Source organism: Streptomyces sp. NBC_00459, from assembly GCF_036013955.1.
Taxonomy (GTDB): domain Bacteria; phylum Actinomycetota; class Actinomycetes; order Streptomycetales; family Streptomycetaceae; genus Streptomyces.
This window is the reverse complement of sequence record NZ_CP107903.1, coordinates 4428557-4454436: the sequence shown is the minus strand read 5'-3', so window position 1 is coordinate 4454436 and position 25880 is coordinate 4428557. Positions and strand designations below refer to the sequence as shown.

The window sequence follows — 25880 nt, the reverse complement described above, 5'->3', positions numbered from 1 at the left end:
GGCCTGCCTGTGAACGGGCGAGCCTTGCGGATCCGGGGCACGATTGTGTTGAATGCCCCGGGGACCGGGGCCCCCGTGTCGGAATTCGGCAGGGGCGGACCGCTACCCGGAGTACAACAGGAGACAGCGATGTCCCTCCAGGCTCAGCCCCCCGAGGCTTCGGAGCCCGAGACCCCGCATCTCGACTTCGCCGGTACCACCCCGTACGAGGACTACGTCCAGGCCGATGTCCTCACCCACCTCCAGCACACCCTCTCCGACGACCCCGGCGAGATGGTCTTCCTGGTGACCACCCAGGTCATGGAGTTGTGGTTCACGGTCATCGTGCACGAGTGGGAGACCGCCGCGAAGGCTCTGCGCGGCGATGACGTCCCCACCGCCGTCGCCGCGCTCAAGCGTTCCGTGCGTGAGCTGGACGCGCTCAACGCCTCGTGGCGCCCCCTCGCCCAGCTCACCCCCGCCCAGTTCAACTCGTACCGCGCCGCCCTCGGTGAGGGTTCCGGGTTCCAGTCCGCGATGTACCGGCGGATGGAGTTCCTGCTCGGTGAGAAGTCCGCGTCGATGCTCGTGCCCCATCGGGCCGCACCGCGCGTGTACGCCGAGTTGGAGAAGGCGCTGCACGAACCGAGCCTGTACGACGAGGTGTTGGGGCTGCTCGCACGGCGCGGGTACCCCGTCCCGGACGCCGTCCTGTCCCGGGACGTGTCCCAGCGGTACGAGCCGTCGGCCGAGGTCGAGGCCGCCTGGACCGCGCTCTACTCCGGTGACCCCGAGGCCGAACTCGCGCGCCTCGGCGAGGCGTTGACGGACGTGGCCGAGCTGGTGTGGCGTTGGCGCAACGACCATCTCGTCGCCACCCGGCGGGCCATGGGCGCCAAGGCCGGTACGGGCGGCTCCGCCGGGGTGGCCTGGCTGGAGAAGCGGGCGCAGAAGAACGTGTTCCCCGAGCTGTGGACGGCGAGGTCCCATGTCTGAGCTGCCTGCCCCCAAGCTGCTGCCCGCAAAGGACGATCTGGCCCGGGAGCTGGACTCGCGCGACGAACTCGCCAAGGTACGCGCGCAGTTCGTGCTCGACTTCGGTGTCACCTACCTGGACGGGAACTCGCTCGGCGCGCTGCCCGCGTCCGTCCCCGGCCGGCTCGACGACGTAGTGCGCCGGGAGTGGGGCGAGCTGCGCATCCGGTCCTGGGACGAGAGCGGGTGGTGGACCGCGCCCGAGCGGATCGGTGACCGTATCGCTCCGCTGGTGGGTGCGGCGGCCGGGCAGGTCGTCGTCGGTGACTCGACAAGTGTCAATGTCTTCAAGGCACTTGTGGGGGCCGTCAGGCTGGCGGGAGCCGGCCGTGACGAGATTCTCGTCGACGCCAACACCTTTCCCACCGACGGATACATCGCCGAGTCCGCCGCCCGGATGACCGGCTGCACCCTGCGTGCGCTCGAACCGGGCGCCGTACCCCGGGAGTTGAGTGAGCGTACCGCCGCTGTCCTGCTCAACCACGTCGACTACCGCACCGGCCGGCTGCACGACCTGCCCGCCCTCACGGCCGCGATCCACAAGTCCGGTGCCCTGGCCGTCTGGGACCTGTGCCACAGCGCGGGCGCCCTGCCGGTCGGGCTGGACGAGCACGGGGTGGACCTCGCCGTGGGGTGCACGTACAAGTACCTGAACGGCGGGCCCGGTTCGCCCGCCTACCTGTACGTGAACCAGGCACACCAGGAGCGGTTCGACTCGCCCCTGCCCGGCTGGACCTCGCACGCCGACCCCTTCGGCATGCGGCCCGAGTACGCCCCCGCCCCGGGTGCGACGCGGGGGCGGGTCGGTACGCCGGACATCCTCTCGATGCTCGCCCTGGAGTCGGCTCTGGAGGTGTGGGAGGGGGTCGGCATCGACGCCGTACGGGCCAAGTCCCTCGCCCTGACCGACTTCTTCCTGGAGTGCGTCGACGAGTACGTCCCGGAGGGGCGCGTCGAGTCGGTGACGCCGGACGCGCATGCCGAGCGCGGGAGTCAGATCGCGCTGCGGTGCGAGGACGCGGGGGAGGTCATGAGCCGGCTCATCGAGCGGGGAGTCGTCGGCGACTTCCGGCGGCCGGACGTACTGCGGTTCGGGTTCACACCGCTGTACGTCGGGTTCGCGGACGTGGAGCGGGCGGCCCGGGTACTGGGCGAGGTCGTGGCCGGCTGACGGACCCGGCCGCGGCAGGCGTGATCCACCCCCCGCTGATTCCTGTGCCCCACCCGTACAACGTCTGTGCTTCGGCGTGAGTCTGACGGGACGGAAATGGGCTGAAGGAACACGACGGGGGTGGGAAGCGTGAGAGGCACGACTCCGCGTACGAAGTCGAGAAGAAGCCGGTCGAGGGCCGGGGTCGTCCCGGTCGCGGCGGCCCTGGCCTTGGTGGCCGGGCTGCTGCAACTCGCGTCCGGGCCCGCCGTGGCCGCCGACAGCGGGGACATGCCATCCGTCACGCTGACCGGCCCGCACCGGGACTGGCCCCGGGCCGTGGCCCTGGCCGCCGCGGACGGCACGGGGTACCTGGTCGCGGGCGGGGAGCCGAATTTCGGCAACCTGGCGACCTGGGTCGGCCACGACGGCTCGACCAGGTCGACGCCCTACGTGACCACGTACGCGTACAACGGTGGCCTCGGGCTGGAACGTGTTTCCGGGACATCGAACGTGTACCAGATCCGGCGTTACTCCACCGGCGCGGTGACGCGGTTCTCCCTGGCGCCCGATGACCGGGTCAGCCATGTCTTCGCCGAGAGCCGCCTGCTGGTCTCCCGCAAGATCGGTGGGAAGTGGACGCTCCACCTGCTGGAGGTGCCGAAGGGAGGCGGGCAGCCGGTCGACCGGCCCGTGACCGGTGTCGCGGACGACTTCGCCGGGAACGTCAACGAGGAGGGGGCGTCGGACACACGGGGGGCCGCGTTCTGGTACCAGCCGGTCGGCGGTGGCACCCCCTGGCGCACCGTGCTGCTCGACTTCGACACCGCCTCGGTGAAATACGTTCCGAGCGACGACTTCGGTGTCCTGGAGAGCCCCCACCTGGCCGGCGACACGGTGTACTTCATGGCTGTGGACAAGGCCTTCCGCTCCATACGCGCGTACGTCGTCGACCGCCGGCACCCGGAGGTGCCCGGTCATCTGGTGGATCTTCCGGCTCCCGTCGTCCGCCAGGCTCGCGCGCTCGGCGACTGGCTGGTGTACCCGGCGAATCCGGACACCACCCCCAGCGCGATCCTCGCGGTGCCGGTGACCGGAGGCGCACCCCGGACGGTGCTGGCCGCCGCGAACGGCAGTTTCGTCGACGGCGACGACGGCGGTTTCTACATTCAGGGCGGTACGGACGCGGAGCACTGGGCGCTCCAGCGCATCGCCCTGGGCCCGGACGGGACCCCGGTCGCCGAACCGGTGGTGCCGTTTCCCGCCGTCTCGGAGTACGAGGTCGGCGGCGTCGCGGTCGACCAGGGGCGGGTGCTGCTCGGCACCGAGCGGTCGGACGGTTCCAGCACCGATCTCACGGCCTCCGCGCTCTCCCTCACCGCCGACGGCACGCTGACCGCCGCACCGCCGGAGAACCTGGGCGACCTCGGATACGAGGTGCAGGACCCCTTCGGCAGCCCCGTCCACGTCACGTGCCGCGGCGAGTGCCTGCGCTTCACCGGTACGGGAGAGGGCACCGTCCGTCACTCGGACGACAAGGTGTCGGCGGTTCTGGCGGCGTCCGGTTCGTACTCGGTGGTCCGGGCAGGGGGCACTCAGCAGGTGCGGGACGGGAGCAAGGTGCTGTCCTCCGGCGACTGGTCGGCCGTCGCCCTGTGGGGGAACACCCTGTGGACGGTCCGGCCCGACTCGTCGGGCCGGACCGTCTTCGAGAGGTTCTCGCTGCCGTCGATGCGGAAGCTGGACAGCCCGTCCCTCGGCAACTGCCTTCTGTCGGATCTGCAGGTGGTGGGCCGGTACGTCTACTGGTCCTGCGGACCGGGCAAACCGGCGGGCGTCTACGACCAGAAGACACACGTGGAGCAGGAGGTGCCGCAGGGCTTCGCACGGCTCGGCGACGGCTACCTGGTCTCCCAGGACGAGGACGCCGGCAAGCTGCTGATCACGTACCTGAAGGGCGCGGTCCCCTCCAACCAGGTCCGTACGGAGGACCTCGGTCCGCTGCCGTCTCCGCCGCACGCTCCGGCCGATCTGCGTGGCCGGTTCTGGAACGTGGACCGGTTCGGCGGTCCGGTCGCCTACCTGACGGCGTCCGGTGACGTGACGGTGAAGTGGCCGCAGGTGACCACCTCCCCGCTCACGGCGACCGACGCGACCGTTCCCGCCTCGGTCGATCTGCGCCAGGGTGACGTCTTCGCGGGCGTGTGGCACGTGAGCCGGCCGGCCGCGAGCTGGAAGCTGACGGTCGCGAACTCCGCCGGCGCCGTGGTGCGGACGTTCACCGGCGGCCCGGCGAGCGGGAAGATCGCCGCGACCTGGGACGGGCTCGCGGAGAACGGGACACTGGTCCGTACCGGCACCTACCGGGTGAAGCTGACCGCCCGGGCGGCGAACGGCACGGCGACGACGACGGACACGGTGCTCTACGACAAGTCGGTGTCGGTCCGCTCGCCGGAGCGTCATGACTTCGGCCGGGACGGCATCGGTGACCTGGTCACCTTCGACAGCGCGGGCCGCCTCGCGATCCAGCCGGGCACCGGGCGCGGCACCATCGACAGCGCGCACAAGGCCCTGGCCGGCGGCTGGCCCACCTCGTCGGTCTTCGTGCCGTTCGGCGACCTGAGCGGCGACGCGTGCAACGACCTCCTCGTCCGGGACTCCGCCGGGCGTCTGACCCGGTACGACGGCATCTGCGGGAAGGCGTTCACGCCGAAGACCCCGCCGCACAGTGTGCTCGGTACCGGTTTCGGCGGGTACGACGTGCTGACGTCGCCGGGTGATCTGACCGGTGACGGTCGCGCCGACCTGGTCGCGCGTGACAAGGCGGGTGTGCTGTGGCGGTACTCCGCCGACGGCAAGGGTGGTCTGGAGGCGCGGGTGAAGCTGGTCGCGGGCCAGGGCGGCTACACCCGGCTGGTCGGTGCGGGTGACCTGAACGCCGACGGAATCGGCGACTTGGTCGGCCTGGACCGTGCGGGCGTGCTGTGGCGGTGGCTCGGCAACGGCAAGGGTGCCTTCGGTGCCCGGGTCCGGATCGCGGGCGGCATCAGCGTCAATGCCCTGGCCGTACCCGGCGATCTGACCGGTGACGGCCGTCCCGACCTCGTCGGCCGGGACAGCGCGGGCGCCCTGTGGCGCTGGAACGGCACGGCGTCCGCCACCTTCGGCACGAAGACACGGATCGCCACCGGCTGGAGCGGCTACACCGGCCTGTACTGAGCCCGCTGACCGCCCGCCACGACCGGGCCCGGCCGCACCACCCCCGCGGCCGGGCCCGGTCGTGTTCTGCCAGGTCGGCCGGGTCGGGGACGAGCACCGCAGATCGGTTCGGCCCTCACAGAGGGCGACATCCGCGTGTCGGCGGGCCTCACCGGGCCTGATAGCGTCCCGACAACGGCCGTGTTCTCTCCCGGTCCGCCAAATCCGTTTCGTCGCTGAGGGGTTGGAGCATGCCGGACGATGCCGTGGCCGCGCGCGCGGCGGAAGAGGAGCGGTCCGCCTTCTCGCACCCGCCCGTCGAACCCGACGCCACCGCCGCGTACGGCGACCACCCCGACCAGGTGATCGACTTCTACGCCCCGCACGGTCCCGAGTCGCGACCGGACGACAAGAGCGCGCCGCTGGTCGTCGTGTTGCACGGGGGTGCCTGGCGGGCGCCGTACGACCGTCGGCACATCACGCCGTTCGCCGGATTCCTGGCCCGGCGCGGGTTCGCCGTGGCCAACGTGGAGTACCGGCGGGGCGAGGACGATCCCACCGTCGCCGGCCGCTGGCCCGACACCTTCGACGACGTCGCGGCGGCGCTGGACGCCCTGCCCGCGCTCGCGGCGGCCCACCTTCCGCAGGCCGACCCGCGCCGCATGGTCGTCACCGGGCACTCGGCGGGGGGACACCTGGCCCTGTGGGTCTCCGCCCGGCACCTCCTCCCCGCCGACGCCCCCTGGTTCCTGGCCCGTCCCGCCCCGCTGCGCGGTGTGGTCGCCCTCGCCCCGATCGCGGACTTCACCGTCGCCGAGAAGCTGGCCGTCTGCTCCGACGCCGTCCGTCAACTCCTGGGCGGAGAGGGGCAGTTCGCCGAGCGTCAGCCCTACGCCGACCCGGCGCTGCTGGTCCCCACCGGTATCGCGACCACCCTCGTACAGGGGCGCACCGACATCGACGTTCCGGAGATCGTCGCCGAGTCGTACGCGGACGCTGCGGCGAAGGCCGGTGAGGTGGTCGGGGTGACGCTGCTGGCGGACGTCGGTCACTTCCCGCTGATCGACCCGGTGGCGGACGCGTGCGCGGTGGTGGCGGAGGAGATCGCCCAGCTGGCCTGGTGAGGTCGGGAGGGGGAGGGCGCGGGCGCCGTAGTACCTGAGACGGACGGCGGAGAACCCCTCTCGCTGCGGACGACGGCTGCCTGTCCGGCGCCTACCGTGCTGTATGTGACTGAGACGACCCACACGCAGAAGAACCCCGAGCCGAGGCCGGCGGGCGACGGTCTGTCGCGCAGCCCCGAGTTCCGGCTGGCCATGGACGCTCTGGCAGGGCTGCGCGCGGACCTGTTGGACGACCCCTTCGCCTACCGCCCGCTGCCCCTGAGGAACAAGCCCGGCCGGATCGCCCGGGTGCTGCCCCGGCGGCTGCGCCCGTACGCGGTCTGGACACGGCACGCCCTGGTGGGCGCGGCGGCGATGCTGGCCGTGCTCGTCTCCTTCGCCGACAGCGGGGGGGACCTGTTCGAAGCGCTGGCCGTGACCCTCTTCTCGGCGGGGCCGATCCTGCTCACGCTGGTCCGGCCGGTCGGGGCCTTCTGGTTCTCCCTGGCCTCGATCCCGGTCGTCGCCGTGATCGGCCAGGCCGGGAGCGGGGACTGGCCCTGGCTGCCCGCGAGCTTCGTCGCCCATCTGGTGGTGCTGACGGTCGTGGCCGCCCGGACCCGGCCGCGTACGGCCGCCTGGATGTGGGCGCTGACGGCGGCGTACGGCATGGCCGCCGAAGGCATCTTCGGCAACCGCTACTACAACAGCAACGCCGTCCCCTTCCTCTTCGTCGCCGCGCTGTCGCTGCTCGTGGTGACCGTGCTGCTGGTGCGCCGGGCCGCCGAGGAGGAGGTGACCGCCCAGCAGACGGTGACCGCGCACGAGCGTTCCCAGCGCACCCTGCTGGAGGAGCGGACGACCATCGCGCGTGAGCTGCACGATGTCGTCGCGCACCACATGATGGTCGTCGCCATCCAGGCGGAGGCGGCGCCCTACCGGGTGGAGGACCCGCCCGAGGAGCTGACGAAGGCCTTCGCGACGATCCGCGAGAACGCGGTGGCCGCGCTCACCGAACTGCGCCGGGTCCTGGGCGTCGTACGGGCGAAGGACTACGAGGCTCCCGACGCTCCGCAGCCGACCCTGGCCGATCTCGACGGGCTGCTCGCCAATGTGCGCGAGGCGGGTCTGGGAGTGGAGAAGGTGGTGACGGGTGCGGTACGTGAACTCCCGCAGGGCGTCGAGCTGTCGGCCTACCGGATCGTCCAGGAGGCGCTGAGCAACACGCTCCGGCACGCGCCGGGTGCGAGCGCACGGGTCGAGATCGGTTATGTGCTGGGCGGGTTGGGGCTGCGGATAGTCAACGGCCCTGCGGGGGAGGTGTCGTTCGTGAAGCAGACGCCGACCCAGGGTGCGGGCCAGGGCCTCACGGGGATGCGCGAGCGGGTCGCCATGCTCGGCGGCGAGATGACGGCGGCCCCGGCGGCCGACGGGGGCTACGAGGTCACGGTCTTCCTCCCGGTCGCGAGTGCCACGGACGAGAACGGGGCGGGGGAGGCATGAGCGCCCGTACGATCCGCGTACTGATCGCGGACGACCAGATGATGGTCCGCGAGGGCTTCTCGGTGCTGCTGAACGCGATGCCGGACATCGAGGTCGTCGGTGAGGCGGTGAACGGCCGGGAGGCGGTGGACCGGGTGCGTGAACTTGCCCCGGACGTCGTCCTGATGGACATCCGGATGCCCGAACTGAACGGTATCGAGGCGACCCGGGAGATCGTCGCGGCGGACGCCACGGCGAAGGTGCTGGTGCTGACGACGTTCGACCTCGACGAGTACGTGTACCAGGCGCTGCGGGCGGGGGCGTCCGGGTTTCTGCTGAAGGACGCGTCGGCACGTCAACTGGCCGAGGGGGTACGGGTGGTGGCGGCCGGGGAGGCGCTGCTCGCCCCCTCGGTCACCCGGCGCCTGATCACCGAGTTCTCGAAGCTCTCCGAGGCGCCGCGGCTCATGGCGGGTGCGCAGTCGGCGTACGGCGAGCTGACCGACCGGGAGACCGAGGTGCTCGTCCTCATCGCGCAGGGTCTGTCGAACGTCGAGATCGCGGGGCGGCTGGTGGTCGCCGAGTCGACGATCAAGACGCACGTCAGCCGCATCCTGGTGAAACTGGGCCTGCGGGACCGTACGCAGGCGGCGGTGTTCGCCTACGAGGCGCGGCTGGTGACGCCGGGGTGAGGGGCGGAGGGCTGGCCGATGGCGGGTTGCGGGACGGTGTGGGTCATCTGCGGCCGAGGTAGACCCGCAACGCCCGTTGCAGCATCCTGCCCTGGCTGCCCACCGGTAGTTCCCACTCCCCGAGGTACTCCACGGGCCGGCCGCCGGCTCCCGTCTTGAAGTGGAGCCGGCCGAGGAGGCGGTCCTCGGTGAGGGCCGGGGTGATGGAGCGCAGGTCGTACGTCTCGACGCCGGACGCCCGCGCATCGCACAGCATGCGCCACAACAGCGCGCTGCTGGGCCGGAGTTGGCGCCCCCGACGGCCGGAGGCGGGGTACGAGTGCCAGGCCCGGGAACCGACGTTGATCATGAGGGCACCGGAGAGCACCTCGCTCTCGTACTCGGCGACGTAGAGGCGGAGCCGGTCGTCGTCCTCGGCGTTCAGGGCCTGCCACATGCGCCGGAAGTAGTCCAACGGGCGTGCCTTGAAGCCGTCGTGGGCGGCGGTCGCGGTGTACAGGCGGTGGAACTCGGGCAGGTCGGCGTCCGACACCCAGGAGACCCGGACGTCCGCCAGCTCGGATGTGTGCAGGGCCTGTTCCCAGTGCGGGGCGAGGCCGGCGCGCAGGTCGGCCTCCGAGCGGCCCGCCAGCGGGATGTGGCAGCCGTAGCGCGGCTGGCCGAGACCGAAACCGCTGCCGTCGTCCTCGTCGCACGGCCGCCATCCGAGCCGTCGCAGCCGCTCCGCGGCGTCGAGCGCGTAGCCGTCGATGCCGGCCGTGGGCAGCTCGCGCAGATGCCGTACGCCGGGGTCGGCGAGGCCCGCCGCCACGGTGGCCGTGTCCCAGTGGCGTACGACCAGGGGCGGCCCTATCCGTACCGAGAACGCCCCGATCCGCTCCAGATGGGCGACGAGCGGGTCCAGCCAGCGCTCCAGCCGAGGGGTCCGCCAGTCGATCGCGGGTCCGTCGGGAAGGTACGCGAGGTAGCGCCGCGTGCCGGGCAGCGGCCGGTACAGGACGAGCGCGGCCGCGACCATCGCATCGCCCACCTCCTGGTTCGTGGCCTCGCCCTCGAACCAGCCGATGCTCTCCGGCAGCCAGTCGGGCTTCACGCCGCCCCACTCGGGGATCTGGAGATGGCTCGCGTCGGGAGACCGCCGCAGGTGGGCCAGATGCTCCTCGCGCGTGATCTCCCGCACGTACAAGCTGGTCATGGGTGGGGTACTCCTGTTCGGGGCGGCCACCGTAAGCCCGGGATCACCGGGCAGGTCAATAGTTCACGGCAGTGAAGTCTGCCCACACGAACTCCGCCTGTCGGCGGCCTGCCGTACGGTGAGACATGCCTGGTCAGATGAGGGTGGCTCGGGCTAGCGTCCGTGCATGGCAGCTGCTTCCGACCTGGCTTTCGACCCGTGGGACCCGACGTTCGTCGCGGACCCCTACCCCGCGTACGCGGAACTTCGCGCCCGCGGCAGGGTCGTGTACTACGAACCCACGAACCAGTGGCTGGTCCCGCACCACGCGGACGTCTCGGCGCTGCTGCGCGACCGCCGCCTGGGCCGGACGTACCAGCACCGCTTCACCCACGAGGACTTCGGCCGCACGGCACCCCCGCCGGAGCACGAGCCGTTCCACACCCTCAACGACCACGGCATGCTGGACCTGGAGCCGCCGGACCACACCCGTATCCGCCGCCTGGTGTCGAAGGCGTTCACGCCGCGCACGGTGGAGGGCCTGAAGCCGTACGTGGAGCAACTGGCGGCGAAGCTGGTCGCCGACCTGGTGAAGTCGGGCGGCGGCGACCTGCTCACCGACGTGGCGGAGCCGCTGCCGGTCGCGGTGATCGCGGAGATGCTGGGCATCCCGGAGAGCGACCGGGCCCCGCTGCGCCCCTGGTCGGCGGACATCTGCGGCATGTACGAGCTGAGCCCGTCCGAGGAGACGGCGGCGAAGGCGGTACGCGCGTCGGAGGAGTTCACGCAGTACCTGACCGACCTGATCGCGACCCGTCGCAAGGAGCCAGGCGAGGACCTGATCTCGGGCCTGATCGCCGCGTACGACGAGGGCGACCGCCTGACGGAACAGGAAATGATCTCGACGTGCGTGCTCCTGCTCAACGCGGGCCACGAGGCGACGGTCAACGCGACGGTGAACGGCTGGTGGGCGCTGTTCCGCAACCCCGGCCAGTTGTCGGCGCTGCGCGCGGACCCCTCCCTGATCCCCTCCGCCGTGGAGGAGCTGATGCGCTACGACACCCCGCTCCAGCTCTTCGAACGCTGGGTACTGGACGACATCGAGATCGACGGGACGGTGATCCCGCGGGGGAGCGAGGTGGCGCTCCTCTTCGGCGCGGCCAACCACGACCCGGCCGTCTTCGCCGACCCGGGCCGCCTGGACCTGACGCGGACGGAGAACCCGCACATCTCGTTCAGCGCGGGCATCCACTACTGCATCGGGGCTCCGCTGGCGCGGATCGAGCTGGCGGCGTCGATGGGGGCGCTGCTGGAGGGGGCGCCGGGGCTGGGGTTGGCGGCGGAGCCGGTGCGGAAGCCGAACTTCGTGATCAGGGGGCTGGAGGGGCTGAGGGTCGAGGTCTGAGCCGACCGTCGAACCGATCCCAGAACCGACCTCAGAGCCGGGACCGGTGTCGGGACCGGTGTCGGGACCTGCGCCGCGCCCCGAGTCCCTGCACGGCGGCCCAGCCGCCCAGGCCTGCGGCGATGCCGGCGAGGAACAGCAACGGCAACTCGGCGTAGAAGACACTCCAGTCGGGGCCCCGCTCGAAGCGCCGGACCCGCCCCTGCGCCCGGACGACCCACACAGTGAGCCCGGCGCACACCCCGAGGGTGACGGTCAGACATCCCGCGGAGGCCTGTGCGCGTTGTCCCATGTCTGCGAGGGACGCGCCCGCGGGGGCAGCGGGTTCCGCGCCCGGCCCGCCCGGCCCATCGGGGCGCCGTGCCCAAGTTGCCGTAGCTCAGATCGATTTGCTCGATCCATGTGGGCCGAACCCGTCCGGTTCTGACGCTGTGTGAGATTTTATGTCTGGAAACCAGCTGTCCATTTCTTGCCTGCTTAAGACCAATTTCCGTAAAGCGTCGATCAAGAATGAGCCGTTGGAGCTAGGGCGAAACGCCCTGGTTGGCGAGGTGGTAGTGGCTTAGATGTCAGTGAATGTCAGGTTTTGTTGGATGCCTGAAACGTTTTCAGTCCCGTATCCCTAGGCGGCTTCTTTTCGATGTCGATACCTGAACTTGAAGATGCGCACAGTCACCGCCCAGGTCCGTTGTGAGGGCGATGTAAAGATCTCCTGCTCCTGGCGCGTCGCATGCGTCGGGTACGGCACAAGCATCATCGGCAGAGAGATCGCGGGGGACATCCGTGCGCAGCAAGTCACGATCCGGCAGACCCAGCAGATGGGGCGGATTCGCGAGACCCGGTTCCAGCAGACGTGCGATAGGCATCCTGGCCGCCGCCGCACTGGTCGCCGAGGCGGCGTTGACGCTCTCGGGCAGCGGCACGGCCGTGGCCCTGCCGGGCAGCGGGACCGCGAAGGCCGGCGCCGCGACGTCCGCGTCCGCCGCGGCCGACCGGCCGGCCAAGGCGCGGTACGGCGCGGCAGAGGCGAAGGACGCCACCTCGGCCCAGCTGACGGCGCGGCTGCAGAACCGGAAGATCGAGGTCCTGTCGGAACGTACGACCGACTCGACGACGTACGCGCTGCCGGACGGCAGCATGCGGACCGAGGCCTACGCGGGCCCGATCCGTGTGCAGGAGGACGGCGCCTGGCACGACATCGACACCAGCCTCGCCGACACCGGAGCCGATCTGGAGCCGCAGGTGGCCGCCGCGGACATCGCGGTGTCGGACGGTGGGGACACCGACCTCGCCTCGGTCACCAAAGGTGGCAGATCCTTCGGCGTCGGCTGGACGGACAAGCTCCCCACCCCCACCGTGAAGGACGCGACCGCCTCGTACGACCTGGGCGAAGGTCAGACCCTGACAGCGACCGCCCTGGCGCAGGGCTTCTCGGAGAACGTCACGCTGGGCAGCCGGCCGTCCGACAGGTCGGTCAGCTACCGGATCCCGCTGCACCTCAAGGGCCTGACGCTGGCCCAGGCCGGCTCGGGACATCTGCTGCTGAAGGACTCCGGCGGCAAACTGGTGGCCGAGGCCCCCGCCCCGATGATGTGGGACTCCTCCAAGGACCCCGCCTCGGGCGAGTCCGCGCACCAGGAGCAGGTCACGACGAAGGTCGAGACGGCCGACGACGGCACGCAGACGCTCGTCCTGACCCCTGACGCCCACTTCCTCGACACGGCGACCTACCCCGTCACCGTCGACCCGACCACCACGCTCGCGGTGACGACCGACACCTGGGTGCAGACGCCGGACTACACGGACTCCCAGGTCTCGTCGCAGGAGCTCAAGTCGGGCACGTACGACAGCGGCAGTGATGTCGCCCGCGCCTATCTGAAGTTCGATGTGTCGAAGTTCGCCGGGACGGACATCACGTCGGCGACGATGAAGCTCTACAACTACTACTCGTCGACGTGTTCGACGTCCGGCGCCGCGACGCAGGCCCGCCGGATCACGTCCTCCTGGTCCTCGTCCTCGGTCACCTGGTCCGCACAGCCGACCACGACCACGACGGGCGTGGCGACCAACACCGGCCACTGGGGGTACTCCTCCTCCTGCCCGGCGGCGTGGTCGAGCTGGAACATGCAGCCCATCGTGCAGGCCTGGGCGGACGGCTCCGCCAACTACGGAGTCCAGCTGCGCAGCGCCGACGAGACCGACCCGACGACCTGGCGCCGCTTCCGGTCGGCGAACTACACCACCTCCGGGTACGCCCCCCAACTGGTCGTGACCTACAACTCGTACCCGACGAAGCCGACTTCGGCTGCCGTGTCGCCGTCCGCCGTCAACGCGTACAGCGGCAAGCGGTACGTGACGACCTACACGCCGACCCTGTCCGCGAAGGTCTCGGACGCCGACGGCTCCACGGTCAAGGCGCAGTTCGAGATCACCAACGACCCGGCCTACGCCGACACCACCTACTCGTACACCGCCACCTCGTCCTCCGTGTCGTCCGGCGGCACGGCCACGCTGACCATTCCGAGCGCGAGTCAACTGGCCGCCGCCCACCTGCGGTTGAGGGTGCGCGGCTACGACGGCACGGACTACGGTTCCTGGTCGTCGTACGTGTACTTCGTGCCGAACGTCGCCAAGCCCGCCGTACCCACCGTCTCCTGCGACGCGTACCCCTCCGGTGTCTGGACGGACAAGTCCGACAGCGGCGCCACCTGCACGCTCGACACCTCCTCCAGCGACGGGCAGGGCTACGCGTGGGGACTGGACGACTCGGCTGTCCCCAACAAGGTGTTCGACACGGCCGACGGCAACGGCGGGGACCCGCTGACCGTCCACATCACCCCGGCCAACGGCTGGCACACCCTGTACGCCCGGACGATCGACTCGGGCGGCAACGTCTCCACCTCCACCACCTCCTACGCGTTCGGTGTGGGCAGGGCCGGTCTCGTCACCCCCGTCACCGGTGACACCACGGACGACGACGTGACCCTGTCGGCCACGCAGTCCGGGGCCTTCACCGGGGTGACGTACCAGTTCCGGATCGGTGACAGTGTCGGCTGGCAGCCCATCCCCGTCGCCGACGTGACCAAGGACGGATCGGCCGTGTCCTCCTGGCCGGTCTCCTTCGCCTCCTCCGCCAACCCCGCCGACCTCACCTGGGCGGCGACGAGCCAGCTCTCCGACGACGGCCCGGTGCAGGTGCGGGCGCTGTTCACGGACGGCACGAACACCTACGGCACCGACCCGGCCACGGTCACCATCGACCGCAAGGCCGACAACGCGCCCAGCAGCGCGGTCGGTCCGGGCTCCGTCAACCTGCTCACCGGCGACTTCGGCCTCGACGCGACGGACGTCGGCGCGTTCGGCGCGGCGATCACCCGTACCTTCTCCTCCCGCGATCCGCTGGCGGGGGCGGGCCAGAGCGGCCAGGTCGCCGTCTTCGGCCCCAACTGGACGTCGGGGATCACCGCGTCGACGTCCGACTGGACGTATGTGCGGCCGACGTCGACCACCTCGGTCGCCGTCATGGACGCCACCGGCGGCCAGACCGGCTTCACCTTGTCCTCGTCCGGTGCCTGGACCCCCGAGCCGGGCGCCGAGAACCTCACCCTGACCCTCGCCGGCGACACCTACACGCTGAAGGACACCGGAGGCAGCGTCACCACCTTCAGCAAGGTGGCGGGCACCGCGCCCACCTGGCAGGCGGCCACCTCGTACGCCGTGAGCAACTCCGGCGCGAACACCACGACCGTGGCGTCCCGCGCGGTCCATCTCGCCGACGGCGAGGTGCTCGCCGAGCCGCAGTACGTCATCGCGCCCACCAGCGCGGTGTCCGCCACGACCTGTGCGTCCGCCCCGTCCACGGCCGACTGCCGTGTCCTGGAGTTCGTCTACGCCTCCGGCACCACGGCGACGTCCTCGGCGCTCGGTGACTATGCGGGCCAGGTCAGCCAGATCAAGCTGTGGGCAACGGCCCCCGGCGGTTCGGCCGCGACCGCGACCCCCGTCGCCCAGTACGCGTACGACACCTCGGGCCGCCTCCGTGAGGCCTGGGACCCACGCCTGAGCACCCCGCTGAAGACGGCGTACACCTACGACAGCGCGGGCCGCGTGGCCACTGAGACCGATCCGGGCGAGCTGCCCTGGACGTTCACCTACGACAAGGTCGGCACCAACGGCGACGCGGGCGACGGCATGCTGCTGACCGCGTCCCGCCCGACCCTGAAGGCGGGCAGCGCCTCCGTCACCGACGGCACCGCCACCACCAGCGTCGTCTACGACGTCCCGGTCTCCGGAACGTCCGCGCCGAACCAGCTCGCCCCGGCCACCACCGCCACCTGGGGCCAGCACGACAACCCCGTCTACGGCGCGGCGGTCTTCCCCGCCTCCGCCACCACGCCGTCCTCGCACGACGGCAGCACGCTCGGCTCCGGCGCCTACACCACGGCGGCGATCTCCTACCTCGACGCCAACGGCCGCGAGGTCAACACCGCGGTGCCGGGCGGACATCTCGCGACCACGGAGTACGACAGCGACGGCGACGTCACCCGTGAACTGACCGCCGGAAACCGGGAGTTGGCCCTCGGCTCGACCACCAGCCGGGACCCGATCCTCGCGGGTGCGATCGCGGGGGCCGGCAGCCCCGCCCAGGCTGCCGACCTGCTGTCCACCGTCTCCCAGTACACGACCGGCACCGGCGGCGCCACGCTGCTCTCGGACGTCTACGACCCCCTGCACACCGTCACGCTCCAGCACACCCTGCCCGGCGGTACCAGCGACGCCGACCTGGCCGCAGGAACCGAGGTGCCGGCCCGTGCGCACACGGCGTACGCCTACGACGAGGGCCGCCCGAGCGGCGCCACCGTCTCCGGCCTGCTGACGTCGACCACCGTGGGCGCGGCCGTCACCGGTTACCCGGCCGACGGCGACACGACCAAGGACACCAGCACCTACGACTGGACGACAGGCCTGCCACTGACCGGTGTCACGGACCCGTCCGGACTCGCCCTGACCACCGCCTACACCTACGACAGCGACGGCAACCTGCTCACCAGCACGGGCGCTGACAAGAACGCCACCACACGGACGGTCACCACCTACTGGTCCGCGACCGGCTCCGGCACCTGCCAGGGCCGCCCCGAGTGGGCCGGCCTCACCTGTCGTGTCGCCCCGGGCGCGGCCGTCACCGGCGGCGGCTCCAACCCGTCGGAGCTGGTCACCAAGGCCTACACGTACGACCGACTCGGCGAGCCCGACACCCTCACGGAGACCGCGAACGGCTCGACCCGCACCACCACCTTCAGCCGTGACGCGGCCGGCCGCGTCACGAAGAAGGTCATCAGCGGCGGCCAGGGCACCGGCACCCCCGACACCACGTACGCCTACGACCCGTCCACCGGTCTGCTCGCCACCCAGACCGCCAACTCCCAGACGATCACCCACGCCTACGACAGCCTCGGCCGCCAGATCTCCTACGCCGACGGCTCCGGCAACACCACGACGACGGCGTACGACAGCCTGAACCGCCCGGTGACCGTCACCGACTCCGTGCCGTCCACCACGACGTACACCTACGACAGCACGACGGGCTACCCGGCGAAGGTCACCGACTCGGCGGCGGGCACCTTCACGGCCACCGCCTACGACGCCGACGGCGACCTGACCGCCGAGACCCTGCCCGGCGGCTACACCCTGACCCAGACCTACGACACCATCGGCTCCCCGACCGGCCGCACCTACACCGACTCGGCCGGCACCACCGTCCTCGACGACCAGGCCGACTACACGATCCTGGGCATGGAGTCCGGCCACGCCGAGAACAACGGCGCGTCCACCAGCACCGCCTACACCTACGACGGGGCGGGCCGCCTGACCGAGGCGCAGGACGACACCGGTGCGACCTGCACCACCCGTGCCTATACCTTCGCGTCGGCCACCAGCTGGGACCGTACGAAGCTGACGACGGACACAAGCACGGCGGACTGCGCCGACACGACCACCACGACGACCACGACCGCGACCCACACCTACGACAGCGCGGACCGCGTCACGGACACCGGCTACACGTACGACGCGTACGGCCGCACCCTGACCACCCCCGACGCGACACTCACCTACTACACCGACGACCTGGCCCGCAGCGAGGCGACCGGCACTGCCAAGCAGACCTGGGCCCTGGACGCGGCGCACCGGCAGGCGGTCACCGCCAACGCCACCAGCACGGACGGCGGCACCACCTGGACGAGCGGTACGACGGCGACCAACCACTACGCCGACGACACCGACAGCCCGACCTGGACCGCCGACTCCTCCGGCACGGTCACCCGCTCGGTCCCGGACGTGGGTGGCGCCCTGGGCGCGACGACGTCCGCGACGGGAGCGGTCACCCTCCAACTGGCGGACCTGCACGGTGACACAGCGGTCACCCTGGCCACGGCGACGACCACGGCGACGGCCTACTCCTACGACGAGTACGGGAACACCACCGCGGCGATCCGCTACGGCTGGCAGGGCAGCTCCCGACGGGCCAGCGACACTCCCACCGGCCTGACCCTGATGGGCCTGCGCCTCTACAACCCCACGACGGGCCGTTTCCTCCAGACCGACCCGGTCACGGGTGGCAGCGCCACCTCGTACGACTACTGCAACGGCGACCCGGTCAACTGCCAGGACCTGAACGGCCAGTGCCCCTCCTGGAAGCACCCGGTCAAGAAGAGTCTGTGCAAGGCGGCCGTGTGGGCCACCGAATACGGCATCGAGGCGGTCGGCGAGGTCTTCTGCGGGGCCGTGGCCACCGTGGCCTTCGCCCTGTGCAGCGCGATGGTCACCGGCCTGTCGTCGGCGGTGTCGTACTACGTGGAAACACGCTGGGACGGCGGCTTCTCCTGGGGTGAGGCGATCAGTAACTTCGTCATCGCCGCCTTCGCCGGCGGAGTCCTCGGGGGCGCGACCATGAGGTTCCTGAAAACCAGTACCGGAAAGACGTTCCTGCGCAAGGCGAGGTCGTTCATCGCCAGGGCCGCGGAGAAGGTCGAGAACAAGGTTGCCGCCAAGGTCGGCCTCCACCTTCACCTCACGGGGCTGGTGACCAGAATCACCAACGTCATCAAATCAAGGCTGGGTTAGGACCATGGAAAACGAAGAGAAGAAGAAGCGCGGGTTCTCGCTGTCGCGATTCGCCCTCATGCTCCTCGCCATCGCCCTCGCGCACTTCCTGACCGCGGTCGGCTTCGGTCACTCCGTCGCTGACGCGCTCTGGACGCTGGCCGAGGACGCGGCCATGGTGCTCGTCGTCGTCGCGGTCGCCGCCTACATCAGAACCCGGATGAGACGAAGGGAAGCCGGGGAACGCTGATCCCTGACAGCTCGACAGCCCTGTCGTCAGAGAGGCCGATCACCGCGTACCCCGGCCGGGGCACGCGGTGATCGGCCTCTCTGGCCGCTTCGTCCGCGGTCGTCCCACGGGAAGCCGGGCGGACGGGTGAACTAGGCCGACAGGTCGCGGCGCCGCAGACCGGCCGCCCCCGCCCCCACCAGCCCCACCGCAACCCCCGTGAGCACCAGCACCGGCGTCCAGCTCATTTCCCCGCCCGGCAGCTTCGGCAGATGCCCGAACGGTGACAGGTCCAGCACCCCCTGCGGTACGTCCAGCGCCGGTCCGATCCACCCGACCAGCAGGACGAACCCGGCAACTCCCCAGGCCGCGAAGGCCAGTTGGGGCCAGACCCCGTACAGCAGTACCGCCAGTCCGCCGACCACCCACACCGCCGGGACCTGCGCCAGGCTCGCCGCGAGGATCGGGCCCGCTCCCTCCCCGTAGCCGAGTGCCAGGCCGAGGCCGCTCAGGAGCAGGATCAGTACCGCGCCGCCGAAGGCGATCGCCAGGTGGCCGCCGGCCCAGCGCAGCCGTCCCACCGCGTTGGCGAGGATCGGCTCGGCCCGCTGGGAGGTCTCCTCCGTGTGCGGCCGGAGTACCGACGAGACGATGTACAGCGCCGCCAGCATGCCGAACATGCCGGCCATCGTGGCGAGGAACGCGTCCTCGATGCCCGACTGGCCGCCCATCCGCTCGATGATCTCCCGGGTTCTGGCGTTGTCGCCGACCAGGTCCGCCGCGCCCTTCGTCAGCCCGCCGAAGGCGACCCCGGCCGTGAGGAAGCCGATGCTCCAGCCGAGGACGGCGCCCCGTTGCAGCCGCCAGGCCAGCGCGCCCGCCGTGCCCAGGCGGCCCGTCGCCGGTCCCGGCCGGGTCGGGAAGAAGCTCATGCCGACGTCCCGGCGGCCCGCCAACTCGTAGGCCAGCCAGCCCTGTAGCGCGGTCGCGGCCACGAACAGGCCCAGCACCCACCAGCGTTCGTCCGCGAAGGGCCGTACGTTCTCCAGCCAGCCGATCGGTGAGACCCAGGTCAGCGGTGACGAGGCGTCGTTCGTCGCGGAGTCGCCCGCCGCGCGCAGCACGAACGCCACGCCGAGCAGGCCGCCCGTCAGGCCCTTCGCCAGCCGCGCACTCTCCGTGAACTGCGCGACGATCGCCGCGAGGGTGGCGAACACCGCTCCCACGCCTGCGATGCCCAGGCCCAGTGCCAGTGCCCCCGACGCACCCCGGCCGGCCAGGCCGCCCGCGATCAGCAGCGCGAGGACGGCGTCGGCGACCAGGGCGGTGAGCAGGGCCGCCGTCAGCGGGGCCCGGCGGCCGACCATCGCCGACGAGATCAGTTCCTGGCGTCCGCTCTCCTCCTCGTCACGGGTGTGCCGTACGACGACGAGCAGGCTCATGATGCCGGCGAGGATCGCCGCGTAGCCGCCGATGCGCCAGGCGGTGAGGCCGCCGATGGAGTCGCTGAACACCGGGCCGTACGTGGCCCGCAGTGAGCTGTTGGCGAGCATCTGGCGGGCGATGTCCGCGCGTTCGGCGGGGGTGGAGTAGACGCTCTCCAGGGAGCCCGGGAGGGAGAGGACCATCAGGGCCGTCACCGCGACCCACACCGGGATCATCACCCGGTCGCGCCGCAGGTTGAACGTCAACAGGGTTGCGGTACCGGCGAGTTGACGTGCACCGCCGGTCCTCCGGCCGGTCAGGGCCGACGTGATGGCGGTCAACGGGTCACCACTTCGTCCTGGTAGTGGCGCAGGAACAACTCCTCCAGTGTCGGTGGCGTCGACCTCAGGGCCCGTACGCCCGACTCCGTGAGCGAGCGCAGCACCGCGTCCAACTTGTCGGTCTCCACCTGTAGTCGCACTCGCTGCCCCTGTACGTCGAGGTCGTGGACACCGGGGAGCCCCGCCAACCCGTTCGGCGCGCCCGCCAGTTCCGCCGTGATGCTCGTCCGGGTGAGGTGGCGCAGGTCGGCGAGCGAGCCGCTCTCCACGGTCCGGCCCTTGCGGATGATGCTGACCCGGTCGCACAACTCCTCGACCTCGCTGAGGATGTGGGAGGAGAGCAGGACCGTACGACCCCTGTCCCGTGCCTCCTCCACGCAGGCCTGGAAGACCTCCTCCATCAACGGGTCGAGTCCCGAGGTCGGTTCGTCGAGGATGAGCAGGTCGACGTCCGACGCGAACGCCGCCACCAGCGCCACCTTCTGGCGGTTGCCCTTCGAGTACGTGCGGCCCTTCTTGGTCGGGTCCAGCTCGAACCGGTCGATGAGCTCCGCCCGGCGCCCCTTGTCGAGTCCGCCGCCGCGCAGCCTGCCGTACAGGTCGATGACCTCGCCGCCGGAGAGGTTGCGCCACAGGGTGACGTCGCCGGGGACGTACGCGATCCGGCGGTGCACCTCCACCGCGTCCGCCCACGGGTGCCGGCCCAGGATCCGCGCGGTGCCCGAGTCGGGGCGCAGCAGGCCGAGCAGGACCCGGATGGTGGTGGACTTTCCGGAGCCGTTGGGGCCGAGGAAGCCGTGCACCTCGCCGGTCTCCACGGTCAGGTCGAGACCGTCCAGGGCGTGCGTCCTGCCGAACGACTTGTGGAGTCCGGATACCTCGATGGCGGGGCTGGCCTTCGTCATGTTTCCGAACGTACGCTTACTTCAGAAATTTGTGAAGTTAAGGAAGTGTATGAATGACGGTTACACTCTGCGCATGACGACGGAACCGGAGCCGGGTGCGGCAGAGGGCGGGCGGGACCCCGAGGCGGTGTCCAGTTTCGTCGAGAGCTTCGCCGCCCAGCTCGTCGAGGCCGGGATGCAGCGCATGGCCGCCCGAGTCTTCGCCGCGCTGCTCGCCTCCGACGCCGGCGCCCTGACCTCGGCCGAACTCGGCGAACAGCTTCAGGTCAGCCCCGCCGCCGTCTCCGGCGCGGTGCGCTATCTCTCCCAGGTGCACATGGTCTCGCGGGAGCGCGAACCCGGCTCGCGGCGCGAGCGGTACCGGGTGCACAGCGACCAGTGGTACGAGGCGATCACCAACCGCGACGCCGTCCTCAAGCGCTGGGGACAGACCCTGCGTGTGGGCGTCGACAGCCTCGGCGTCGAGAGTCCCGGCGGCCGGCGCATCGCCGAGACGCTCGCCTTCTTCGAGTATCTGGAGGGCGAGCTCACCCAGCTGATGGACCGGTGGCGCGAGGAGCGGGCGAGGACCTTCGGGCAGGGTTCCTGACGCGAAGTGCGGTGCGTCGGGAACCCTGCCCGAAGGGTGTGCTCGATTCGTCGTGACCTCAACTCCCGTACGGCTACCGCTCCTTCGTCTCCTCCAGCACCGTCCGCCCCAGCAGCGCGTACCGCTCGGGGGCCCGGTGCTTCAGGTAGGTGGCGTAGCCGATGCCGCCCGCCGCGATCAGCGCGACCAGCCACGGCGTCGCCTTGAGGACGATCGAGCCCGACTCCGGGCCCGCCGCGACGCCCATGTTGGACACCAGGAGCACCACCACCGCGAGCATCGCCACACCGCCGATGAGCGGGGCGGTGAACGTCCGGAACCAGTGGCGGCTCTCCGGGTGGTTCTTGCGGAAGTAGGCCAGGACCGCGAAGGAGCAGACGGCCTGGACGACGAGGATCGCCATGGTGCCGAGGATGGCCAGCAGGACGTACGTACCCGTGTACGGGTCCTTGTGCGCGGCCCAGAAGCCGAGCAGCAGGAGGGCGCTGATGATCGTCTGGACGAGGCCCGCGATGTGCGGGGAGCCGTGGTCGGCGTGGGTGCGACCGATCGTCCGCTTGAGGGAGGGGAGTACGCCCTCGCGGCCCAGGGCGTACATGTAGCGGGCAGCGCAGTTGTGGAAGGCCATGCCGCAGGCCAGCGAGCCGGTGATCATCAGCCACTGCATGACGACGACCGCCCAGTGGCCGACGTAGTGCTCGGTGGGGTTGAAGAACAGGGCGAGGGGGTTCGAGGACGAGGCCGCCGCGACGGCCTCCTTCTCGCCGTTGCCCGTGATGGCCATCCAGGAGACGAAGACGTAGAAGACGCCGACGCCCAGGACGCTGATCATCGTCGCCTTGGGGATGATCTTCTTCGGGTCGCGGGACTCCTCGCCGTACATCGCCGTCGACTCGAAGCCGACCCACGACCAGAAGGCGAAGAAGAGGCCGAGTCCGGCGCTGGTGCCCTGGAAGGCGTTGACCGGGTTGACCGGGCCGAAGGTGAAGCCGTCGGGGCCGCCGCCGTGCAGGGCGACCGAGATCGCCATCGCTGCGAGGATCGTCACCTCGGTGCCGAGCAGGACGATCAGCAGCTTCTCGGCCACCGACACCCCGAACCACGTACCCGTGGCGTTGATCGCGAGCATGACGATCGCGAACACCCACCAGGGGACGCCGACGCCCGTCTGGTCCTTCACGGTCTCGGTCGCGAAGGTCGAGAAGATGCCGATCAGGGCGGGCTCGAAGACGACGTACGCGAAGGTGGCGAGCAGCCCGGAGGCCAGGCCGACCGTGCGGCCGAGGCCGTAGGAGATGAAGCCGTAGAAGGCGCCGGTGGACGTGATGTGCTTCGCCATCGACGTGAAGCCGACGGCAAAGATTGCCAGGACGACCATTGCGACCAGGTAGCTTGCCGGGGCGCCGATGCCGTTGCCGGACGACACCATGAAGGGCACGTTGCCCGTCATCGCGGTGATCGGCGCGGCCGTGGCGACAGCCATGAAGACCACGCCCAGCAGCCCGATCGCGTTCGGCTTCAGCCGGTGAACCGTGCCGTCGTCGCCGGGAGTTGCACCCGTACTCGTACCTTCCGCCGGGGCTACGCCCTCGTCCACTGCCATCGGGTGGCCCCTTCCTGGTTGCTTTTCCGCACACTGCCGGTGGGGTGGAACTCTGTAGCCCGAATGAGTCGGTCAAGGGTGTCGGGGCGTTAAATGTTTGTCAACCAGACCTTTAGAAATCTGGCGGCAACACGTGGCTCGTACGGTCGTCGCCATGAGCTCGTACACCTCCACCCTCGGCGGCCACCGCTACCGCTTCGACTCCCTCGCGCGCCTGCTCGCCGCCGCGAGCCCCGAGCGCTCCGGCGACCGGCTCGCCGGCCTCGCCGCCGACTCCGCGCAGCAACGGGTCGCGGCGCGCTGGGCGCTGGCGGAGGTGCCGCTGGCTCAATTTCTCGCCGAGCCGGTGATTCCCTACGAGGACGACGACGTGACCCGGCTGATCGTGGACACGCACGACCTGGCCGCGTTCGCGCCGGTGGCCGGACTGACCGTGGGCGGGTTCCGGGAGTGGCTGCTGTCGGAGGCGGCGGACGCGGCGGCGCTTGCCGCCGTGTCGCCGGGGCTGACGCCCGAGATGGTGGCGGCGGTGTCCAAGCTGATGGGGAACGCCGACCTGGTCGCGGTGGCGCGCAAGGTGCGCGTCGTGACCGCCTTCCGGTCGACGATCGGACTGCCCGGCCGGCTGGCCACCCGCCTCCAGCCCAACCACCCGACCGACGACCCGGCGGGCGTCGCGGCAGCCCTGCTGGACGGGCTGCTGCTCGGCTCGGGCGACGCGGTGATCGGCATCAACCCGGCGACGGACAGCCCGAGGGCGGTGCGGGATCTGCTGGAGTTGTTGGACGGGGTCATACAGCGGTACCAGATCCCCACGCAGTCGTGCGTGCTGTGCCATGTCACGACGAGTGTGGACCTGATGGAGCGGGGAGCGCCGGTCGACCTGGTCTTCCAGTCCATCGCGGGTACGCAGGCCGCGAACGCCTCGTTCGGGGTGACCCTGGGGCTGCTGGACGAGGCGTACGCGGCGGCGGGCGAACTGAACCGGGGGACGGTCGGGCGCAACGCGCTCTACTTCGAGACCGGGCAGGGCAGCGCGCTGTCCGCCGACGCGCACCACGGGGTGGACCAGCAGACGGTGGAGGCGCGGGCCTACGCGGTGGCCAGGCGCTACGACCCGCTGCTCGTGAACACGGTGGTCGGCTTCATCGGCCCCGAGTACCTCTACGACGGCCGCCAGATCCTCCGGGCCGCCCTGGAGGACCACTTCTGCGGCAAGCTCCTCGGCCTGCCCATGGGCCTGGACATCTGCTACACGAACCACGCCGACGCCGATGACGACGACGTGGCGACGATGCTCACGATGCTCGGGGTCGCGGGCGCGTCCTTCGTGATCTGCACACCGGGCGGCGACGACATCATGCTCAACTACCAATCCGCCTCGTACCACGACGCGTTGTACCTACGCGAGGTCCTCGGGCTGCGCCCGGCACCGGAGTTCGAGGCGTGGCTGGACGGCATCGGCCTGCTGGACGAGCGGGGAGCGATCCGGGACGTCTCCGGTACGGCACATCCGCTGACGGCGATCGGAAAGGAACTGGCGGCATGACGGATCGTCAACTTGCCTCTGTGGCAGATGACTTGACCATGTGGGCGGCGCTACGGCGGCATACGCAGGCCAGGATCGGTCTGGGCCGCGCGGGCTCGGCCCTCCCCACCCGCCACCGGCTGGAGTTGCAGGCCGCGCATGCCGCCGCCCGGGACGCGGTGCACTCGCCCTTCGAACCGGAGGTCGTCGCGGCAGGCCTGACGGGCGAACCGACGGTACGGGTACGCAGCGCCGCCGGTGACCGCCTCACCTACCTCCAGCGTCCCGACCTGGGGCGCCGCCTCGACGACATCGACCGTGCCCACCTCCCCGGCGGTGACTGGGACCTGGTGTTCGTGGTGGCCGACGGGCTGTCCAGCCGGGCGGTGCACGAGCACGCGGCGCCGATGGTGCGGGCGACGACGGCACTGCTGGACCCGGGTGTGCGGGTGGCCCCGGTGATCCTCGCCGAACAGGCCCGGGTGGCCCTCGGCGACGACGTGGCCCACGCGATGGGCGCCGCGATGGTGGTCGTCCTGATCGGCGAACGGCCCGGCATGTCGGCGGCGGACTCGCTGGGCGCGTATCTGACGTACGCCCCCCGGCCGGGTACGACCACGGACGCCGACCGCAACTGCCTGTCCAACATCAGGCCCCCACTGGGCCTGACGTACGAGACGGCGGCGTCGAAACTGGCGGCACTGATGGGGAGGGCGCGGGAACTGGGGCTGACGGGGGTGGGGCTGAAGGACGAGTCGGATTCGCTCGCGCCGCCCCTGCCCGGCCCGTCTTCGGGGGCGCTGCCCCCGAACCCCCGCTCCTCAAACGCCGGAGGGGCTGGATAGCCAGCCCCTCCGGCGTTTGAGGACGAACGCGTTCAGCGCGTTAGGGGGGCCTGGGGGCGCAGCCCCCAGGGATGGGACGGGTAGGGGCGGCGGGGG

The 25880-nt window shown here is 70.8% G+C and carries 17 protein-coding genes; 12 read left to right on the top strand and 5 right to left on the bottom strand.

The annotated features are described in order from the left end of the window. Positions 1–129: 129 nt before the first annotated feature. The 6 genes from OHN74_RS19460 to OHN74_RS19435 all read left to right on the top strand — a co-directional run bounded on the left by OHN74_RS19460 (position 130) and on the right by OHN74_RS19435 (position 8639). Positions 130–975 (top strand): tryptophan 2,3-dioxygenase family protein, encoded by an 846-nt coding sequence (locus tag OHN74_RS19460; RefSeq protein WP_327695828.1) that lies wholly within the window; start codon positions 130–132, stop codon positions 973–975. Then, positions 968–2185, top strand: coding sequence for a kynureninase (gene kynU, locus OHN74_RS19455; protein ID WP_327695827.1), 1218 nt, complete (start codon positions 968–970; stop codon positions 2183–2185). Before OHN74_RS19460 ends, kynU begins: the two co-directional genes overlap by 8 nt. 120 nt (positions 2186–2305) lie before the next feature. After that, positions 2306–5383 (top strand): FG-GAP-like repeat-containing protein, encoded by a 3078-nt coding sequence (locus OHN74_RS19450; protein WP_327695826.1) that lies wholly within the window; start codon positions 2306–2308, stop codon positions 5381–5383. Between the two features lie 230 nt (positions 5384–5613). After that, positions 5614–6486, top strand: coding sequence for an alpha/beta hydrolase (locus OHN74_RS19445; protein WP_327695825.1), 873 nt, complete (start codon positions 5614–5616; stop codon positions 6484–6486). Positions 6487–6591: 105 nt separating this feature from the next. Beyond that, the gene (locus OHN74_RS19440) at positions 6592–7968 is read left to right on the top strand and encodes a sensor histidine kinase (RefSeq protein WP_327695824.1); all 1377 of its coding nucleotides are present in this window, start codon (positions 6592–6594) and stop codon (positions 7966–7968) included. Then, positions 7965–8639, top strand: coding sequence for a response regulator transcription factor (locus tag OHN74_RS19435; RefSeq protein ID WP_327695823.1), 675 nt, complete (start codon positions 7965–7967; stop codon positions 8637–8639). Before OHN74_RS19440 ends, OHN74_RS19435 begins: the two co-directional genes overlap by 4 nt. Before the next feature lie 43 nt (positions 8640–8682). On the opposite strand, the gene OHN74_RS19430 is transcribed toward OHN74_RS19435, so the two are convergent. After that, complete coding sequence (locus tag OHN74_RS19430) at positions 8683–9834, bottom strand: lipid II:glycine glycyltransferase FemX (RefSeq protein ID WP_327695822.1); 1152 nt, start codon at positions 9832–9834, stop codon at positions 8683–8685. A 166-nt stretch (positions 9835–10000) separates the two neighbouring features. Here OHN74_RS19430 and OHN74_RS19425 point away from each other — a divergent pair, with 166 nt between their 5' ends. Beyond that, positions 10001–11218: a cytochrome P450 gene (locus OHN74_RS19425; RefSeq protein WP_327695821.1), complete on the top strand. Its 1218-nt coding sequence runs from the start codon at positions 10001–10003 to the stop codon at positions 11216–11218. A 31-nt stretch (positions 11219–11249) separates the two neighbouring features. On the opposite strand, the gene OHN74_RS19420 is transcribed toward OHN74_RS19425, so the two are convergent. Then, complete coding sequence (locus tag OHN74_RS19420) at positions 11250–11510, bottom strand: hypothetical protein (RefSeq protein ID WP_327695820.1); 261 nt, start codon at positions 11508–11510, stop codon at positions 11250–11252. Between the two features lie 491 nt (positions 11511–12001). Here OHN74_RS19420 and OHN74_RS19415 point away from each other — a divergent pair, with 491 nt between their 5' ends. Both OHN74_RS19415 and OHN74_RS19410 read left to right on the top strand, forming a co-directional pair. Then, a complete protein-coding gene (locus OHN74_RS19415) occupies positions 12002–18340 on the top strand; it encodes a DNRLRE domain-containing protein (RefSeq protein WP_327695819.1) in 6339 nt (2112 codons plus the stop codon). A 4-nt stretch (positions 18341–18344) separates the two neighbouring features. Then, complete coding sequence (locus tag OHN74_RS19410; protein WP_319092837.1) at positions 18345–18569, top strand: hypothetical protein; 225 nt, start codon at positions 18345–18347, stop codon at positions 18567–18569. 131 nt (positions 18570–18700) lie between these two features. On the opposite strand, the gene OHN74_RS19405 is transcribed toward OHN74_RS19410, so the two are convergent. Beyond that, the gene (locus tag OHN74_RS19405; protein WP_443060412.1) at positions 18701–20314 is read right to left on the bottom strand and encodes an ABC transporter permease; all 1614 of its coding nucleotides are present in this window, start codon (positions 20312–20314) and stop codon (positions 18701–18703) included. After that, positions 20311–21219 carry an ABC transporter ATP-binding protein gene (locus OHN74_RS19400; protein WP_327695818.1) on the bottom strand — a complete coding sequence of 303 codons (909 nt, stop codon included), beginning with the start codon at positions 21217–21219 and terminating at the stop codon, positions 20311–20313. Before OHN74_RS19400 ends, OHN74_RS19405 begins: the two co-directional genes overlap by 4 nt. A gap of 73 nt (positions 21220–21292) precedes the next feature. Between OHN74_RS19400 and OHN74_RS19395 the strand changes: the two genes are divergently transcribed. Continuing rightward, entirely contained in the window at positions 21293–21808 is a 516-nt protein-coding gene (locus tag OHN74_RS19395; RefSeq protein WP_327695817.1) for a GbsR/MarR family transcriptional regulator, read from the top strand. Between the two features lie 73 nt (positions 21809–21881). Here the strand turns inward: OHN74_RS19395 and OHN74_RS19390 are convergent, their stop codons facing one another. Further along, a complete protein-coding gene (locus OHN74_RS19390) occupies positions 21882–23411 on the bottom strand; it encodes an APC family permease (protein ID WP_327695816.1) in 1530 nt (509 codons plus the stop codon). A gap of 154 nt (positions 23412–23565) precedes the next feature. Here OHN74_RS19390 and OHN74_RS19385 point away from each other — a divergent pair, with 154 nt between their 5' ends. Continuing rightward, entirely contained in the window at positions 23566–24960 is a 1395-nt protein-coding gene (locus OHN74_RS19385) for an ethanolamine ammonia-lyase subunit EutB (RefSeq protein ID WP_327695815.1), read from the top strand. Next, positions 24957–25784: an ethanolamine ammonia-lyase subunit EutC gene (eutC, locus tag OHN74_RS19380; RefSeq protein WP_327695814.1), complete on the top strand. Its 828-nt coding sequence runs from the start codon at positions 24957–24959 to the stop codon at positions 25782–25784. The genes OHN74_RS19385 and eutC overlap by 4 nt, the downstream gene beginning before the upstream one ends. Positions 25785–25880 lie beyond the last annotated feature (96 nt).